General features: G+C 58.8%; 14 protein-coding genes. 8 read left to right on the top strand and 6 right to left on the bottom strand.

The genetic code is table 11. The features are described 5' to 3' along the window. Window positions 1-21: 21 nt before the first annotated feature. From P3S72_RS17360 to P3S72_RS17345, 4 genes are all read left to right on the top strand, one after another. Window positions 22-738, top strand: a complete 717-nt coding sequence (locus tag P3S72_RS17360; protein ID WP_276193302.1) for a YafY family protein — start codon at window positions 22-24, stop codon at window positions 736-738. A gap of 51 nt (window positions 739-789) precedes the next feature. Continuing rightward, window positions 790-1125 (top strand): nuclear transport factor 2 family protein, encoded by a 336-nt coding sequence (locus P3S72_RS17355; RefSeq protein WP_276193301.1) that lies wholly within the window; start codon window positions 790-792, stop codon window positions 1123-1125. Window positions 1126-1140: 15 nt separating this feature from the next. Further along, a complete protein-coding gene (gene zapE, locus P3S72_RS17350) occupies window positions 1141-2247 on the top strand; it encodes a cell division protein ZapE (protein ID WP_276197945.1) in 1107 nt (368 codons plus the stop codon). Between the two features lie 165 nt (window positions 2248-2412). Then, complete coding sequence (locus P3S72_RS17345) at window positions 2413-2904, top strand: GNAT family N-acetyltransferase (protein WP_276193300.1); 492 nt, start codon at window positions 2413-2415, stop codon at window positions 2902-2904. Window positions 2905-3003: 99 nt separating this feature from the next. Here P3S72_RS17345 and P3S72_RS17340 read toward each other — a convergent pair whose 3' ends face one another. The 4 genes from P3S72_RS17340 to P3S72_RS17325 form a co-directional block, all read right to left on the bottom strand. After that, window positions 3004-3225, bottom strand: a complete 222-nt coding sequence (locus P3S72_RS17340) for a hypothetical protein (RefSeq protein WP_276193299.1) — start codon at window positions 3223-3225, stop codon at window positions 3004-3006. A 143-nt stretch (window positions 3226-3368) separates the two neighbouring features. Then, a complete protein-coding gene (locus tag P3S72_RS17335) occupies window positions 3369-5606 on the bottom strand; it encodes a TonB-dependent siderophore receptor (RefSeq protein WP_276193297.1) in 2238 nt (745 codons plus the stop codon). 127 nt (window positions 5607-5733) lie between these two features. Next, window positions 5734-7476 (bottom strand): phosphoethanolamine transferase CptA, encoded by a 1743-nt coding sequence (locus P3S72_RS17330; protein WP_276193296.1) that lies wholly within the window; start codon window positions 7474-7476, stop codon window positions 5734-5736. Between the two features lie 152 nt (window positions 7477-7628). Next, window positions 7629-7805, bottom strand: coding sequence for a DUF6026 family protein (locus P3S72_RS17325; protein ID WP_276193295.1), 177 nt, complete (start codon window positions 7803-7805; stop codon window positions 7629-7631). Window positions 7806-8074: 269 nt separating this feature from the next. On the opposite strand from P3S72_RS17325, the gene gnd reads away from it, so the two are divergent. From gnd to P3S72_RS17310, 3 genes are read left to right on the top strand one after another with little or no spacing between them, the layout of a single operon-like run. After that, window positions 8075-9058 (top strand): phosphogluconate dehydrogenase (NAD(+)-dependent, decarboxylating), encoded by a 984-nt coding sequence (gene gnd, locus P3S72_RS17320; RefSeq protein WP_276193294.1) that lies wholly within the window; start codon window positions 8075-8077, stop codon window positions 9056-9058. Further along, window positions 9055-10578 (top strand): glucose-6-phosphate dehydrogenase, encoded by a 1524-nt coding sequence (gene zwf, locus P3S72_RS17315; RefSeq protein WP_276193293.1) that lies wholly within the window; start codon window positions 9055-9057, stop codon window positions 10576-10578. Before gnd ends, zwf begins: the two co-directional genes overlap by 4 nt. Beyond that, complete coding sequence (locus P3S72_RS17310) at window positions 10575-11423, top strand: HAD family hydrolase (protein ID WP_276193292.1); 849 nt, start codon at window positions 10575-10577, stop codon at window positions 11421-11423. The genes zwf and P3S72_RS17310 overlap by 4 nt, the downstream gene beginning before the upstream one ends. Window positions 11424-11497: 74 nt before the next feature. Here P3S72_RS17310 and P3S72_RS17305 read toward each other — a convergent pair whose 3' ends face one another. Continuing rightward, window positions 11498-11758 (bottom strand): hypothetical protein, encoded by a 261-nt coding sequence (locus P3S72_RS17305; protein ID WP_253395286.1) that lies wholly within the window; start codon window positions 11756-11758, stop codon window positions 11498-11500. Between the two features lie 345 nt (window positions 11759-12103). On the opposite strand from P3S72_RS17305, the gene P3S72_RS17300 reads away from it, so the two are divergent. Continuing rightward, window positions 12104-13429 carry a sigma-54 dependent transcriptional regulator gene (locus P3S72_RS17300; RefSeq protein WP_276193291.1) on the top strand — a complete coding sequence of 442 codons (1326 nt, stop codon included), beginning with the start codon at window positions 12104-12106 and terminating at the stop codon, window positions 13427-13429. A gap of 64 nt (window positions 13430-13493) precedes the next feature. Here the strand turns inward: P3S72_RS17300 and P3S72_RS17295 are convergent, their stop codons facing one another. After that, a complete protein-coding gene (locus tag P3S72_RS17295; RefSeq protein ID WP_276193290.1) occupies window positions 13494-14804 on the bottom strand; it encodes a hypothetical protein in 1311 nt (436 codons plus the stop codon). Window positions 14805-14828 lie beyond the last annotated feature (24 nt).

The raw sequence follows: 14828 nt of genomic DNA, 5'->3' as shown, positions 1-14828 counted from the left end.
TCCTTTTCCGGTGGGCTCAATGTGTCGCGTACCACTCGTTTACTGACGTTGCTCCAGGCCCTGCGGGGCAAGAAGCGTCCGGTGACCGCCGCCGTGCTGGCGGCACAGTTGGAGGTGTCCGAGCGCACGCTGTATCGCGACATCGCCGAATTGACCGCGCTGGGGGCGCCGATTTTTGGCGAGGCCGGGGTAGGGTATGTGCTGCGCAGCGGGCTGTTTCTGCCGCCATTGATGCTCAACGCCGAGGAAACCGAAGCCATCGTGCTCGGCCTGCGCTATGTGGATCAGCGTGGCGACGACGTCTTGAGCCATGCCGCGGCCAATGCCTTGGCGAAAATTGCCGACGTGCTGGACCCTGCCGCCCAGGAAGCGTTGCGCAACCCGACGCTGCTACCTGGCCCGCCAGGGTTCGGCTACCCGGAAAACCGCGTACCGCTCAATGTGTTTCGCGAAGCCATTCGCAATCAGGCCAAATTGCATGTCGATTACGCCGATGCGAGCCAGACTCAGAGCCAACGGCTGGTCTGGCCCCTGGCGCTGGGCTTTCTCAATGAGGTGCGGGTGATCGTGGCCTGGTGCGAACTGCGGGGCGCGTATCGCACCTTTCGCACCGACCGCGTGGCGGCCGCCGAGGCTCGGGGCGAGCGTTATCCGGGGCGCCGCAGTGACTGGCTGCGGGCCTGGCGCAAGTTGATGGAGCAGCAGCAATCCTCGCCGTTTACTCCTGACAAAAACTGACACAGCCCTGGTTTAGCATCGCGTCATAAATCACCACAAAGGAGTTGTGACATGTCCCTCGCTGAACTGGCCCCGGCCATCGCGGCCTATATTGCGGCAACCAATGCCCGCGACACCTCGGCTGTTGCCCACTGTTTTGCCGACGACGCCAACGTGTTCGATGAAGGTGCGCACCAGGTCGGCACCGCTGCCATCGCACGTTGGATGGAAGACACCGCGCAGCGTTATCAGTCCCGGGTCGAAGTACTTAACGTGCAGCATCGTACCGGCAAGGTATTGGTCAACAATGTGGTTTCCGGTAACTTCCCCGGTAGCCCGCTGGAGCTGCGCTATACCTTTCGCTTGAATGAACAGGGCAAGATTTCACGGCTGGATATCTCCTTGTAAGTCATAATGGCGCGCATGACTTTCGACTCGCCTCTCGCTGCTTATCAATACGCCACTGCCCAGTTAGGCTTCGTCGCCGACGATGCCCAGCGCCGCGCGGTGGATGCCCTGCAAGCCTGCCACCAGGCCTTGCATCAGGGGCGTTCGCCGATCCTCGGGGTTTACCTCTGGGGGCCGGTGGGCCGGGGCAAAACCTGGTTGATGGACCAGTTCTACCTTAGCCTGCGCGTGCCCGCGCGGCGCCAGCATTTTCATCACTTCATGGGCTGGGTACACCAGCGTTCGTTCCAGCTCACCGGCACCCATGACCCGTTGCAAGCGTTGGCCCGTGAGTTGGCCCAAGAGGTGCGCGTGCTGTGCTTTGACGAGTTGTTCGTCAATGACATCGGTGACGCAATCATCCTCGGCCGCTTGTTCCAGGTGATGTTCGAAGAAGGCGTGGTGATGGTCTGCACGTCCAATCAACCGCCCGAGCAGCTCTATGCCGGCGGCTTCAATCGCGAGCGCTTCCTGCCGGGCATTGCGGCGATCAAGCAGCACCTGCAAGTGGTTGCCGTAGACGGTGGCGAAGACCATCGCTTGCACCCGGGCGTCGGCGTGCAACGCTATTGGGTCGATCAACCGGATGCACTGGCCGCGGTGTTCCACCAATTGAGCGAGGGCCAAGCGGTGCGCCACGGGGAGGTCAGTGTCGGTCATCGTTGCATTGTGGCGGTGCAGGCCAGCGACACGGTGCTGTGGTGCCGGTATGCCGACCTGTGCGAGCAACCTTTGGCGGCGATGGATTTCATGCTGCTGTGTGATCGTTTCAAGGCGATCCTGCTGGGTGAGGTCCCCAACCTGAGTGCGCAAAAGCGTCCGGGGCGCATCGCCCGAGGCACCGAGGACGGTGTCCAGCGGGTGGCGGCCGGTGATCGCGAGTTGCCCGAGTTGTCAGTACACGATGACAGCGTGCGGCGCTTTATCGCCCTGGTGGATGAATGCTACGACCGCAAGGTGCCACTGTTCATCGAGGCTAAAGTTCCGTTGGAAAGTCTCTATACCGAAGGCTATCTGGAATTCCCTTTCCGGCGAACCTTGAGCCGCTTGCAGGAGATGCAATTGCAGCGCTTTGGGGTGTAGGAAAAAGCCTCGTGCAAGGCCTATAGCGGCTTTCGATGCGGATAACCTTCGCGCTTTCCGGCAGCTTTTTGTCGCTAATCTCCTTCATCTAGCGCCTGCTCCACGCTTACAATCGTCCTCCTCAGAGGGAGCTGATTCCCTTGTTTGTCGTTATCGAGGAAGGAAATGGATACCCCTGACATCCTGGTGCTGCAAGCCAGCTACACCAATCCTGTGCATGCCGAGGCCATCGCCCTGGTGCTCAATCATTACGCTGAAGACCCTATGGGTGGCGGCCACAGCCTGCCAGCCGATCTGCTGCAACAACTGCCGGCTGAACTGGCCAAGCGCCCGCATGCGTTCAGTGTCTTGGCATTCGTGGGAGGCGAGCCTGCGGGGTTGGTCAATTGCTTTGAAGGGTTTTCCACCTTCGCCTGCCGCCCGCTGGTCAATGTCCACGATGTGGCCGTGATGAATCAGTTTCGGGGCCTGGGGCTGAGCCAGAAAATGCTGCAGAAGGTCGAGGAGATCGCCCGTCAGCGTGGCTGCTGCAAGATCACCTTGGAAGTGCTCGAGGGCAATGCTGTGGCGCAATCGGCGTACCGCAAGTACGGTTTTGACGACTCGGTATTTGATCCGGCCCATGGGCGTATGTTGTTTTGGAATAAGCCGTTGTAATAAGTCACAGGCCAAAAAGGCGCCATTCAATGGCGCCAAGTTAAACTTTGCCAACGGAGCAAAATGGCACAGGGTAATGTGAATTAAGTAACGCTTAAATTAACTTTTGGGTTGTGGCTCTGCACTTGATTGATCAATAGTATCACGCTTCAAAGTCTTGCCGTCGGCGGACGCTGTTTGTTCATTGGTGCCGTGAGTTTTTTGCTGCACGAAGGTGAAGTTGTTGTAGAACTCTTTCGATCGCTCCGATCCGCCTTCTGCGAAAGCGGCCGCAGAGTTCAGGGTTATCAGGCCAGCAAGCATCAAAGTCGAGAGTTTCATCAAGGTGTTCCCAGTCAGTGTGATCGGTGTCCGTTCGGTCCCTGATCGGAGTCATGGGGCGATTGTGCGGGCAACTTATTAAGCGGGTATTAACGTGGGAAGCACCGAAAGTTAACAATATCGTTAACTTTGGGTGAGGGTGGTTAGAGTTTCCAGTCCAGTGCCAAGGTTATCGAGCGAGGGTCCCCCCAGTACACGCCATTATAAAAGCCGACGCGTTCATAATATTTTTTATCGAACAGGTTGTTGACGTTAACCGAAGCCGAAACATGTTCGTCGAACTGGTAGCGCGACATCAGGTTGACCACGGTGTAGGCCTGCTGGGTGATCTTGGTGGAGTCGGTGAGCAGGTAGCCATCCTGGTCCCGACCGCCGATCGGCCGCTCGGCGAAGTCGTAGAAGTCGCTCTGCCAATTGACTGCGCCGCCCACCGTCAACCCGCGCCACGCCCCCGGCAGGCGATAGGCCGTCGACATTTTCAGCATGTTCATCGGCTGGTCGGTGTTGTTGCGCTGCTTATCCCCGTTGAGCGAATGGGTGTAGGTGTAGCCCGCCGTGAGGTTCCAGTCCGGCATGATTTCGCCCGATACCTCCACTTCAAAGCCTTGCACCTTGTTGCCTTTGCCGCCGGATTTGTAGAACTGCTCGCGGGTGACCGGGTCTGGCGGGGCCGCATTGTCGAGTTCGGCGACGTTATCCTGGGTGCTCCAGAAATACGCTGTGGACAGGTTCAAACGCTCATTGAGCAGGCTGCCCTTGAGGCCGATTTCATAGTTACTGCCGACCACCGGTTCGAGATATTTTTTGCTGGCGTCCCGCTCGTCCTGGGGGTTGAAGATATCGGTGTAGCTGGCGTACACCGTGTATTCCGGCGTCAGGTCGTAGAGCACGCCTGCGTAAGGTGTCCACATATCCGTGTGGGTCTGGCTGGATTTGGTTGAGGCGGTCAACTGGTTATCGAGGTTGTATTTGGGAGAGACGCTTTCGATTTCCCAACTGCCATATCGGCTGCCCAGTACTGCGTGCAACTTCTCGGTCAAGCTCAAGCGCGTGGCGAGGTAGCCGGCCTTCTGTTTTTTGCTGCTGTGTTCACCCTTGAGGCCGGTGGTGCGGTCGGCGAATTTGCCGATGCCGCCCATGTGCTTCCAGTCTTCGATGGTTTCGTAGCCTTGGGGTGTTACAAAACGTTGGAAGGGGGACGTGTCGCGCTGCTCGGATTCGCCGTAACCCACCATCAACTCATGTTCGCGCCCCAACAGCGAATAGGCGCCCGCCAGGTTAAAGTCCACCGCATCCATTTTCGAGGTGCCGACCATCTGGTTGGTCCAGGCCGTCATGCCGCTGCCATCGGCATTCGGAAAACCGGCGCCGCCGTAATATACCTTGCCGTCGGTATCGCTTTGCCGATGGGTGTATGCGGCTTTCAGGCGCCAGTCCGTCGACAGCTTGTGGTCGATGGAGGCGAAGGTGGTCTTGTCCTTCAGTGGCCAGGAACTCCAGTCGGCCGCGAGGTTGGCCGAGCGCGAAAGATTGGCCTTGCTGCCGTCGCTGTTCCAGTAGGGCAAGGTGCCCCAGGAAGTGCCTTGCACGTGTTTGTTCTGGTAGTCGAAGCCTACGGCTACCACGGTGTCGTCCGTCAGGTCGGCTTCCAGAATGCCGTAGCCCACTTCCCGTTGCAGCGCGTAGTTGTCGCGAAAGGATTGGCTGTCACGGTAAGCCATCACTGTGCGCCCGCGCAGCCGGCCGTCAAAGGCCAGTGGGCCGCCCACATCCAGGTAGCTGTAGTAGTTGTCATGGCTGGCGCCGCTGACGCCGGTCTTGGCTTGCCACTGAGCGGTCGGGCGTTTGCGGATCATGTTGACGGTGGCCGAGGGATCGCCGGCACCGGTGGTCAGGCCGGTGGCGCCGCGTACTACTTCGATACGGTCGTAGATGATGGTGTCCGAGTCGGACTTCATGCGCCCGAACGTATTGAGCATGCCATCCACTTGGAAGTTATTGATCGAATAACCCCTGGAGGAGTAACTGGCCCGGTCCGAATCCAAATGCTGAACCGTCACGCCGGTGGTCTGGCGCAAGGCGTCGGTCAGGGTATTGAGATTGAAATCGTCCATCTGCTGGCGGGTGACCACCGAAATGGATTGAGGGGTTTCCTTGATCGACAGGTTCAGCCGGGTAGCGGTGCTCATCGAGCTGGTGGTGTAGGCCCCGGTGTGCTCGGTATTGGCACCCAAGCCTTCGGCGGTGATGTTGGTGCTGCCTAGCTCCAGCGCGGGAGGCGGTATCTGTTCGGGGTCGGTTTCAGCCCGCAGGTCAGGGCTCAGCACCAGGCTGAACAGGCTGAGGGTAAAGGTCATGGAACGGGTAAGGGGCGCGAACATCGCGGAAGACTCCTTGTCGTCTTTGCGGCCTTCTCAGTAAGAAAAGACCTTGGCTCAAAGACGAAAGGAGGCGTGGAACTTTAGGTTTAAACGAGAATAATTGTTATCTTTCTGTTACGAAGCCTGTTTACTTGATCACCACGTCGGCAGTCTCGGCGGTCTTCGGTTTGATCAGGCTGAAGTCGATCAGGGCTTTCTGCTGGGACTCGTAGGGGTTGCCGATCAGCAACGGGCGCGGTTTGAAGCTGTCGCTGACCAGGCTTTTGCTGTGGTCCAGCCCATCGAAACTTAGACCGGCCAAGTCAGCCCAGGTGTGGATCAGCTGTGAGCTGCTGTAGGGCCGTTGCAGGTCACCGGCAAATTTCCAGTCGTGGCTTTCGCGCCATTTAGGTGAGGCGTAGGCCATGAATGGGATGGTGTACATCGGCGCCGTCGGCTTGCCTTCGTTACGGCCCAGGGTGCTGCGGCCTGCGGAGTCGAACACGTCTTCACCGTGGTCCGACAGGTACAGTAGGAAACCGTTGGGGTCGGTCTTGGCGTAGTCCTTGATCAGGCTCGATACCACGAAGTCGTTGTACAGCACCGCGTTGTCGTAGCTGTTGTAGACCGGCAACTGAGCATCGCTGATAGCGTCCGGAACGCCCTGGCGATCGGTGAACTTCTCGAAGGTTGGCGGATAGCGGTACTGGTAGCTCATGTGCGTGCCCAGCAGGTGGACCACGATGAGCTTGCGCTCGGCAGTGTCGGCCAGGGCCTTGGCGAACGGCGCCAGCACGTCACCGTCGTATTGGCGGGCGTTCTGGTTGCGGTTGTTGTTCAGGTAGACCTGCTCGTCGGCCTGTTCGGAAAAGGTCGTGAGCATGGTGTTGCGCTTGGTCATGGTCTGCTGGTTGGTGATCCAGAAGGTCTTGTAGCCGGCCTGCTTCATCATGCTGACAATCGACGGCGTCTTGAGGTAGAGGTCCGGGTTCTCTTCGTCGGCGAAGGTCAGGACCTGTTGCAGCGCTTCAATCGTGTAGGGGCGAGGGGTAATGACGTTATCGAACACCGCCAGTTGGTCACGCAGTTTGTCCAGTTCCGGCGTAGTACTGCGCGGGTAGCCATAGAGGCTCATGCGCTGACGGTTGGTGGACTCGCCGATCACCAGCACCAGGGTCGAAGGCTGGCCGGCCATGCTGTCCTTAAGGTTTTTCAACGGTGCGATCTGGCTGGCGCTGGTCAGCATGCCTTGCATGTTGTCCAGTTGCTCGGTGTAGCGGCGGTAGGCGACGATCATTTGCCATGGCACGGCCGGCTCGATGCGGGATTCGAAGCGGTCGATGGCCTGTTCCATGGTTCCGCTCGTGGCGATCTGCTTGACCAGCGGGTAGCCGACGACGGCCAGCACAATGGCTACCGCTGCCACTATCGACTGGCCGCGAGGCAGGTAAACCGGGCGCAAGCGCGTCCACAGGAAGATGGCGAAGGCGGTGTGCGCAATGAAAGCCAGCACGATCCACCAGGCGAAATATTGGGTGGCGTATTCGCCCGCTTCAGAAATGTTCGACTCGAACATGATGAAGATGACGCTCTGGGAGAATTCCTGCTGATAAATGAAGAAATAACCCAGGCTGGCCATGGAGCAAGCCCACAGCACTACACCGATCAGGGCGGCCAGCAGGCGTGTACGGTGTGGGAATAACAACATCGGCGCCAACCACAGTGCACTCATGAAGAAGGCTTGGCGAAAGCCACTGAAACCGGAAGTGCCGGTCAGTTGAATCAGCAGTTGGGTAATACCCGAGAAGTACCAGAAAAACAGGAACAGCCAACCCAAGCCGGCCCAATCAAAACCTTTCGCAGACGTAGTGCTGCGTTTGAACATCGCCATCCAGCGCTCCAACCCAATAATTTTTCAGCTGACGCGCAGGAACGCACGCAGCAGAGGCCGCCCTTGTGTGAGGCGGCCCTTCGGGCGCGAGTATCGTGATGGGCGTGTGAAAACTTTGTGAGTTTTTTGTAGGGATTGCCTCACAAAGCCGTTCAGCAGAGGGCGGGCTGTGGGCTGGAAGGCTTATCCAGCTGGCCTTGCAGGTGTGAGCGCAGGCGCAAGACTTCCTGTTGCAGTTGGTCGCGTTCGGCCTTCAATTGGCGCAACTCGTCACGACGGATGCTGACGTAGAGGGTCTGTGGCGGGCGGGTCATCTGTGCTGTGCTCATTGCTTACCTCGCAAATAGCCGGTAGATCGCGGTGCCAGAACGCATGATTCAAGGTTCTCGGCATCAGTCGGAGGCAATTCTGAATTCTTTTCAGTATCAATGGAACTTTTATATTTTTAGTGGTCGTGTGACTTTTGCGGGGGTGATGGTGAAATGCTGGCTACTTTTTTGTCATGAAACTACGCCGATCTGCGCTGGACTAACCCTCATTAGCCTCGTTGCGCTATAAACTATGCCACACATTTTTTAGTAGTTAGGAGCATCAGCACATGCAACTGGGGATTATTGGACTAGGCCGCATGGGCGGTAATATTGCGCGGCGCCTGATGCTCAATGGGCATACCACCGTTGTTTACGACCGTAACGAAGCATTTGTCAAAGGCCTGAGCGAAGAGGGCGCCACCGGCGTCGCCGATTTGAAGGCGCTGGTCGCCGGGCTGCAAAAGCCTCGCGCCGTGTGGGTGATGCTGCCGGCAGGTGACCCCACCGAAAACACCATCAATGAGTTGAGCGAGCTGTTGGACGACGGTGACGTGATCATCGACGGCGGCAACACCAACTACAAGGACGACGTGCGTCGCGCCAAGGCCCTGTCGGAAAAAGGCCTGCACTACGTCGACGTCGGCACCTCGGGCGGTGTCTGGGGCCTGGAGCGTGGCTACTGCATGATGATCGGTGGCGACACCGAGACCGTGCAGCGCCTCGACCCGATCTTCGCCAGCCTGGCGCCGGGCCTGGGTACCATCCCGCGTACCAAGGACCGCTCCGCCGCCGCTGACCCCCGCGCCGAGCACGGTTACATTCATGCGGGCCCTGCGGGTTCCGGGCACTTCGTAAAGATGATTCACAACGGCATCGAGTACGGGATGATGCAGGCGTTTGCCGAAGGCTTTGACATCCTCAAGACCAAAAACTCGGAAAACCTGGCCGAAGACCAGCGCTTTGACCTGAATGTTGCCGATATCGCCGAAGTCTGGCGCCGTGGCAGCGTGGTGTCGTCCTGGCTGCTGGACCTGACCGCCGACGCCTTGGCCACCGACCCGAAACTCGACGGCTATTCCGGCTCGGTTGCCGACAGCGGTGAAGGCCGCTGGACCATCGAAGCCGCCATGGAACAAGCCGTGCCGGTGCCGGTGTTGTCCACGTCTTTGTTTGCGCGTTTCCGCTCGCGCCAGCAGAGCACCTACGGTGACAAAATGCTCTCTGCCATGCGCTTTGGCTTCGGTGGTCACGTGGAGACTTCCAAAAAATGACCGATAACGGCAAGAAACCCAAGACCGAACCCGCTCCTCCCACCACGCTGTTTCTGTTTGGCGCCCATGGCGACCTGGTCAAGCGCCTGCTCATGCCGGCCTTGTACAACCTGAGTCGTGACGGGCTGCTGGGCAACGGCCTGCGCATTGTCGGCGTTGATCACAACGCCATCAGCGATGCCGACTTTGCCAAAAAACTCGAGGACTTCATTCGCACCGAAGCCGCGAGCAAGGTCAAGGGCAATGCCGACAACGCACTGGACCCACAGCTGTGGGCGCAGTTGGCCAACGGTATCAGCTACGTCGAGGGTGATTTCCTCGACGACGGCACCTACGCGGATATTGCCAAGAAAATCACCGACAGCGGCACCGGCAATGCGGTGTTCTACCTGGCCACCGCACCGCGTTTCTTCAGTGAAGTGGTGCAGCGCCTGGGCAGTGCCGGTCTGTTGACGGAAACCGACGATCACTTCCGCCGCGTGGTGATCGAAAAGCCGTTCGGTTCCGATCTGGCCACCGCCGAAGCCTTGAACGCCTGCTTGCTCAAGGTGATGAGCGAGAAGCAGATCTATCGCATCGATCATTACCTGGGCAAGGAAACGGTACAGAACATCCTGATCAGCCGTTTCTCCAACGTGCTGTTCGAAGCGTTCTGGAACAACCATTACATCGACCACGTACAAATCACCGCCGCCGAAACCGTCGGCGTGGAAACCCGGGGTAATTTCTTCGAAAAAACCGGCACCCTGCGCGACATGGTGCCCAACCACCTGTTCCAACTGCTGGCGATGGTCGCCATGGAGCCGCCGGCGGCGTTTGGCGCCGACGCAGTGCGGGGTGAAAAGGCCAAGGTGATCGGTGCCGTGCGCCCCTGGTCCGCAGCGGATGCGCGGGCTAATTCGGTGCGTGGGCAGTACGCCGCCGGTGAGATTGGCGGCAAGCAGGTGCCCGGCTACCGCGAAGAAGCCAACGTCGCGCCCGACAGCAGCACCGAGACGTTCGTCGCCCTGAAAGTGATGATCGACAACTGGCGCTGGGTGGGTGTGCCGTTCTACCTGCGCACTGGCAAGCGTATGAGCATTCGCGATACCGAGATCGTGATCTGCTTCAAGCCAGCGCCCTATGCGCAGTTCCGCGACACTGAGGTGAGTGAACTCAAGCCCACTTTCCTTAAGATCCAGATCCAGCCCAACGAAGGCATGTGGTTTGACCTGCTGGCGAAAAGGCCTGGGCCGACCTTGGACATGGCTAACATTGAGTTGGGGTTTGCCTACGAAGACTTCTTCGAAATGCAGCCGTCGACGGGTTACGAAACCTTGATCTACGATTGCATGACCGGCGATCAGACCCTGTTCCAGCGCGCCGACAACATCGAAAACGGCTGGCGTGCGGTGCAGCCGTTTCTCGATGCGTGGAAGGAAGATGACGGGATTCAGGCCTACAAGGCCGGTGAAGATGGCCCTGCAGCGGCTGATGCGTTGCTGGCCCGCGATGGCCGCGCCTGGCACTCGCTCGGATGAGTGATGCAACGAATCATCCCATCCGGTTTGTATTGAGTGATATGGACGGCACTTTATTGCGTCCGGATCACACCCCGACCCCGCGTACCCTTTCAACGGTTCGCGCTTTGCGTGAAGCGGGCGTGTTGTTCAGCCTTGCCAGTGGGCGTCCGCCCAAGGCCATGTTGAAGATGATCCAAGCGTTTGGCATCGACGTGCCGGTGGCGGGCTTCAATGGAGGCACGCTGGTCAACCCTGACGGAACTGTGCTGGTGGCGCACCGCCTGCCGGCGGAGGCGGCGCTGGTGACATTGGCGCTGTTTTCCGGGGAGCCGGACGTGGAAGTCTGGCTGTTTGCCGACGGCGAATGGCTGCGGCGCGACCCGCCTGGGCCGATGGTGGCGGTTGAAACCGCTGGCCTGGGGTATGGGCCGCTGGTGGTGGAGAGTTTCGAACCTTACCTGGATCGGGTCGACAAGATCGTCGCCGCCAGTCGCAACACGCAATTGCTGGTGGAGCTGGAATCGCAATTACAGCCCAAGGTGCAGGGCTTGGCCCAAGTATCGCGTTCGCAACCGATCTACCTGGATGTAACCGCCATGATGGCCAACAAAGGCGAGGCCTTGAAAACCTTGGCCGCGCACCTCGGGGTGCCTTTGGCACAGACGGCGGTTATCGGCGATGGTGGCAACGACCCGGCGATGTTTCATGTGGCCGGGTTGTCGATTGCCATGGGGCAGGCTGAAGAGGCCGTCAAGCGCCAAGCCGATGTCGTCACCGGCAGCAATCTTGAGGACGGTGCGGCGCAAGCGATCGAGCGGTTTATTCTCAAAGTGCCACACAAAGTGTTCGATACGCCAAGTTAGAGCATCGGCGTTTTAATACTGAACTGGCGAGCCCTGCCGTTTACAGCGCAGTGCTCGCCAGTTGCAGTTTCGAATTACTTCGGCATGGCCCAAGACTGCAGCTGGTGGCCATCTTTATCGAGCTCGGCGCGCGCCTGCAATAATAAGTCTTCTAGTTGCGCCGGGTCGGTGTAGGTACTCGATGACAGCTGCTTAGTGCCGATACGGGTATTGGTGCGGTCGATGACGCTCAGGCTGAGGGCGCCGTTGCCATCATGCCAGGCCACGCACTGGAAGGGCCGGAAAGCACGGTCTGCGATCAAAAGAGCTTCGTTGATGCGGAGCGGGGCGTTCATGTAGGTCTTCTCTCTAAATGCCCAATCAAGTGAGTGCCGTCGGTTGGGCTGACCGTGCGGCGAGTTACTTGTACTGATGCGCGATGGCGGGGTACGGGTCACATGTTAGAGCAACAAATTTCAACTTTCCGTGATTAGCGTCATGTAAGCGGCTGTTTTGAAAGCCGAATACGGCACTCATCGGGAACGGCTTTTTTTGTCGGAGCTGACGCTTGAGTGGCTTTTTGCCAAAACATATAGCAAAACGATACAAGGCAACTGTCAAGATTTTGATACTGTAACGTACAAGCATCACAAACCTTTGTTTATAAATAACTTTAGCAATTCTGGCGCCAAGGAATAGTCATGATTGGTACACCTGCGCAACGCCGCTTGCTCGTGGTCGACCCCTGTGATGACTGCCATGAGCTGTCGCCCGGCTTGTGTGCGGCGGGATGGCAAGTGGACAGCTGTACGTTGGCGGCCGTGGGTGATCGATCCTGCGATGTGGGTTTGCTGCGTTTGCAGCCGTATCACCTGGAGCGGCCCGAAGCCGTCAAGGAGCTGATTAGCCGCAGCGGCACTGAGTGGATCGCGGTGCTCACCCAGGATGTGTTGCGGCTGCAGAACGTCGGGGATTTTGTCTGCGAATGGTTTTTTGACTTCCATACCTTGCCGTTTGATGTGTCCCGGGTGCAGGTCACCCTTGGCCGCGCCTTTGGCATGGCAAGGCTGCGGGGCAAGGGCTATACCGCAGTGGACGAGCCCGAACATGAGCTGCTGGGCGACAGCCGACCGATCCGCGAGCTGCGCAAGTTGTTGTCCAAGTTGGCACCCACCGAGTCCCCGGTGCTGATCCGTGGCGACAGCGGCACCGGCAAAGAGCTGGTGGCCAAAACCCTGCACCGCCAATCCCAGCGCCATGCCAAGCCGTTTGTCGCGATCAACTGCGGCGCGATCCCCGAACACCTGATCCAATCCGAACTGTTTGGCCACGAAAAGGGCGCATTTACTGGCGCCCATCAGCGCAAGGTCGGGCGGATCGAGGCGGCCAACGGTGGCACTTTGTTTCTTGATGAGATCGGCGATTTGCCGATGGAGCTGCAGGCCAACCTGCTGCGATTCCTGCAGGAAAAACAGATCGAGCGTGTCGGCGGCAGCCAGCCCATCCCGGTGGATGTGCGGGTGCTGGCGGCGACTCACGTCGACCTGGAAGCCGCCGTGGCAAAGGGTACGTTTCGTGAAGACTTGTATTACCGTTTGAATGTACTGCAAGTGGTCACTGCGCCGTTACGCGAGCGCCACGGCGACGTCGCCATGCTGGCCAACCACTTTGCGCGCTTCTACAGCCAGGAAACCGGGCGCCGTCCGCGCAGTTTCAGCGAAGACGCGCTGGTGGCAATGGGGCAGCACCCTTGGCCGGGCAATGTGCGCGAGCTGGCCAACCGTGTACGTCGGGGCCTGGTACTGGCCGAAGGGCGGCAAATCGAAGCCGTTGATCTGGGTTTGCAAGGTCAGCAGGCAATTTCGTCGCCGATGGCTACACTGGAAGACTACAAACACCGCGCCGAACGCCAGGCGCTGTGCGATGTGCTCAACCGGCACAGCGACAACCTGAGTGTCGCGGCGCGTGTGCTGGGGATTTCCCGGCCGACGTTCTACCGGTTATTGCACAAACACCAGATCCGCTAGGGCGGGTAAACCGAAAAGCCCCGCAACGACCCTTATCGTTGCGGGGCTTTTCCTTGAGTGCGGTTTAGAAGTAGTACGGGAATTTCAGACTGAAGGTGAAGTTCGGCGCATCAGCCGTCATGCCAATGGCCAGGTTCGGCACGATCGTCAGGTTATCCGACGCTGCGATGGTCATGCCCACGTTGAAATAACCGGCGTTGGCATCGCTGGAGACCACCGATTGCCAATCCGAGCCGCTCTGCTTGACCTTGCTCTTGCGTTGCACGAGGTCGGACACCGAGAACGACATACTCATTTTCTCGTTGAGGGCGAAGGCGACACCGGCACCTAACTGGAAGCTGTCGCCCAGGCTAACCTTGCCGGGTACTGTCTGGTTGACGTTGGGGCTGATGTCGCTGAACGAATCCTCGAAGTTATGGGTGTAGGACAGCGAACCGAACAGCACCGCCGGGTCGAAGGTCTTGACCAGGGAGATGCCCGGCGTCACCGACCACACGCCGTTACCTGTCGGCAGGCTTTCCGGCACGGCGAGGTTAGAGTTGGTGGGCGATTCGATCAGCTTGATGCCATAAGGATCTTGGCCGGTAGGCGCCTTGACCCGTAACGACACCACTGCATCCGGCAGGCTGGCACTCTCGTCGAGGAATTTATACGCAATGCCGAAGTTCACATCGCCGATAGTCGGGTCCCGGGTAACCGAGCCTTCCGATGTGGTATTGGCGCTGCCGCCGGCACCGCCGGACTGGTACGTCGACTCGCGATACACCACCGGCACGTTCACATCGAACTGCCAACGGTTGTCCAAGTTGTAGCGTCCGGTCAGATCCACGGTCCAACTGTCCGACTTGATCCGGTCCAAGTTGATATTGCCGAGGAAGATCGAGTCCAGCGCCAGAAAGCCGTTAAGGGATAACTGGCGTGCGTCATAGCGGGCATAGGTGACGCCGGTTTCAAAGCTGAACTTGCCATTGCCAAAAAAGCCACTGGCCTCGTTGTACAAGTTGCTCACACTTTGTGCGGGCGCCGAGTCATCCTTCAGGCTTTGCCCGTAGGAACTGCCGCCGGCTGCACCGCCCGATGCCGCCGCCGCGCCCACCCCTGGCGTGTTGCCTGCCACGGTGGTGCCGCCTTTTCTCAAGTCGGCAGGCGACTTGACCAAGCGTCTAGGGGTGGGTGTTGCGGGTTGGTCTTCTACTTGTCGAACGCGTTGCTCCAGTACTGCCAGTGCTTTTTGCTGCACTTCATAACGTTGCTTGAGCTCCAGAAGTTCCTGTTTCAAGGTTTCGATATCGGTGTCCGGTGCGGCGTATAGCGCGGACGCCGGCAGGAGCGTACTCAAACAAACCACGGCACGTAACGATAACGATCGATGCATGAAATAAGCCGTCCCATTCTTAAT

The sequence above is a fragment of the Pseudomonas sp. D3 genome (assembly GCF_029320995.1).
Lineage (GTDB): Bacteria > Pseudomonadota > Gammaproteobacteria > Pseudomonadales > Pseudomonadaceae > Aquipseudomonas > Aquipseudomonas paraveronii.
The sequence above is the reverse complement of the archived record's forward strand: the minus strand, read 5'-3'. Positions and strand labels throughout refer to the sequence as shown.

What these genes read in the sequence shown, in the direction of transcription:
- gnd (WP_276193294.1), top strand. Translation starts at nt 8,075, where the DNA reads ATGCAACTGGGGATTATTGGACTAGGCCGCATGGGCGGTAATATTGCG.
- P3S72_RS17330 (WP_276193296.1), bottom strand. Translation starts at nt 7,476, where the DNA reads ATGGCGATGTTCAAACGCAGCACTACGTCTGCGAAAGGTTTTGATTGG.
- P3S72_RS17340 (WP_276193299.1), bottom strand. Translation starts at nt 3,225, where the DNA reads ATGAAACTCTCGACTTTGATGCTTGCTGGCCTGATAACCCTGAACTCT.
- P3S72_RS17325 (WP_276193295.1), bottom strand. Translation starts at nt 7,805, where the DNA reads ATGAGCACAGCACAGATGACCCGCCCGCCACAGACCCTCTACGTCAGC.
- P3S72_RS17300 (WP_276193291.1), top strand. Translation starts at nt 12,104, where the DNA reads ATGATTGGTACACCTGCGCAACGCCGCTTGCTCGTGGTCGACCCCTGT.
- P3S72_RS17345 (WP_276193300.1), top strand. Translation starts at nt 2,413, where the DNA reads ATGGATACCCCTGACATCCTGGTGCTGCAAGCCAGCTACACCAATCCT.
- zapE (WP_276197945.1), top strand. Translation starts at nt 1,141, where the DNA reads ATGACTTTCGACTCGCCTCTCGCTGCTTATCAATACGCCACTGCCCAG.
- P3S72_RS17335 (WP_276193297.1), bottom strand. Translation starts at nt 5,606, where the DNA reads ATGTTCGCGCCCCTTACCCGTTCCATGACCTTTACCCTCAGCCTGTTC.
- P3S72_RS17295 (WP_276193290.1), bottom strand. Translation starts at nt 14,804, where the DNA reads ATGCATCGATCGTTATCGTTACGTGCCGTGGTTTGTTTGAGTACGCTC.
- P3S72_RS17310 (WP_276193292.1), top strand. Translation starts at nt 10,575, where the DNA reads ATGAGTGATGCAACGAATCATCCCATCCGGTTTGTATTGAGTGATATG.
- zwf (WP_276193293.1), top strand. Translation starts at nt 9,055, where the DNA reads ATGACCGATAACGGCAAGAAACCCAAGACCGAACCCGCTCCTCCCACC.
- P3S72_RS17305 (WP_253395286.1), bottom strand. Translation starts at nt 11,758, where the DNA reads ATGAACGCCCCGCTCCGCATCAACGAAGCTCTTTTGATCGCAGACCGT.
- P3S72_RS17355 (WP_276193301.1), top strand. Translation starts at nt 790, where the DNA reads ATGTCCCTCGCTGAACTGGCCCCGGCCATCGCGGCCTATATTGCGGCA.